The organism is Hominiventricola sp. (genome assembly GCF_057604405.1).
The window spans coordinates 1-1,808 of the sequence record NZ_DBLYVB010000079.1 but is presented as its reverse complement, the minus strand read 5'-3'; the positions used below and the strand labels follow the sequence as shown (position 1 = coordinate 1,808).

Annotated in this window: 2 protein-coding genes; both read right to left on the bottom strand. The window is 46.8% G+C overall.

Annotated features, from left to right (window positions below):
- A partial coding sequence (locus ACZMB2_RS14130; protein WP_487597186.1) for a metal-dependent transcriptional regulator occupies positions 1 to 359 on the bottom strand: 359 nt, incomplete at its 3' end.
- 18 nt (positions 360 to 377) lie between these two features.
- Positions 378 to 1,808: ABC transporter ATP-binding protein (locus ACZMB2_RS14125; protein ID WP_487597185.1), on the bottom strand; the 1,431-nt coding region annotated here is incomplete at its 5' end.

The window sequence follows — 1,808 nt, the reverse complement described above, 5'->3', positions numbered from 1 at the left end:
CCTTGTACTTTCTCCTTCAGCTTTCGGAAAGATGTATCACTGATGGCGTGTTCAATCCGGCAGGCGTCTTGTTCCGCTGTTTCCTGATCGACGCCAGCAGCAATAAACTGCTCCATAAAAAACAAATGGCGTTCATAGATTTTCTCGGCAACCTCCCGGCCTATGGCGGTCAAATGGAGGAATCCATCTTCACCCACGGTCAGAAAACCGCCATTCTTCAAAACGCCTACCGCATGGCTGATACTCGGTTTACTGAATCCCATGTGCCGGGCAAGATCAATGGAGCGGACCATGCCCTGCTTCTTTTGGAGTATCAGCACAGCCTCCAGATAGTCCTCCCCGGACGCATGAATCTTCATACAGCACCTCTTTTCTGCTTATTGTTGAATTCTCCAGCCCTCAGCCTGTTCCCGAATCCTGATAAAGTCCTGATAAGTTCCCCTCTGTTTCAATAGTTCCTTATGAGTTCCTTTCTGTACGACGGTTCCGCCATCAATGACAAGAATCTGATCCGCATTTTCAATCGTCGCCAGTCTATGGGCAATCGTTATGATCGTTTTCCCATGTGTCAGCGCGGAAATAGCCTCTTGAATCAAATGCTCGTTCTCCGGGTCAATGCTGGCCGTGGCCTCGTCCAGAATCACAATCGGCGCGTCTTTCAGCATGGCTCTGGCAATCGAAATTCGCTGCTTTTCACCGCCGGAAAGAGAAGAGCCGCCCTCACCGATTGCGGTATCATATCCATCTGGCAAGGCCATGATAAAATCGTGGCAGCGGGCTTTTTTCGCGGCGGCGATCATCTGTTCCTCCGAAGCATCCGGGCTACCGAATTTAATATTGTTGCGGATCGTATCCCGGAACAGATATACATTCTGGAATACCATACTGATATTTTTTAGTAAGCTGTCACAGGTAAATTCACGAATGTTTGTTCCTCCAAAAGTGATTTTTCCGGCGTCAACATCATAAAAGCGAGCAATCAGGCTGCACAGGGTAGATTTGCCGCTCCCGGAAGGACCTACAATCGCTGTTGTTGTATTCTGTGGGATTGTGAAATTCACATCATGCAACACAGTCCGTTTATCGTAACCAAAGGATACATCCTGGAAAGTAATGTCATACGAGGCTGGTGTAATATCTTTTCCGTCTTGGTCGATATACTCCGCATTTTCCAAAGATTCCAGCTTACTCATAGCAGAATCTATAAGGCCCAGCATATGCGCCGCGTCGTTGATGTTTTCCACACTTCCAAAGATTACGAAAGAAAACAGAACGAACATCAGAAAATAAGCAAGGCTCATTTGTCCGTTAAGTGTCTGCCATGCACAGATAAACACAATCCCCATAGATGCCAGTTTTAAGGAGAACAGGTGCAGGCAGTTAAATGGCGTATAGCCCTTTTCTACTTTGATATGAATATTTTTCAAATCTTTATTTGCCTTGCGAAAACTCTCGATAGAAGCCCCTTCCTGTCCAAACGACTTAACGATGGACAGCCCGCGGATATATTCAATCGCAGAGCCAGACATATCCTCCATGGCCTGGTGCGTAATAGCAGCGGTCTTTTCACTGTGCCTGCTGATACCATGTAAAGCTAATGCGGAAAAGGCAACACCGACAACAGAAACCACTGCCGCGGCTGGACTCAGGAAAAGGAAGCACAGGAGAATTGCAATAAACTTTGCATATCCGTTGATGATGATGTCAACCATCTTCATTCCCTGCAATTCAAGTGTGGATAGCTCCGTGGTAACACCTGTCAGAATATCGCCCACGCTGTTTTTAGAAAAATATCCCAGAGGAACCCT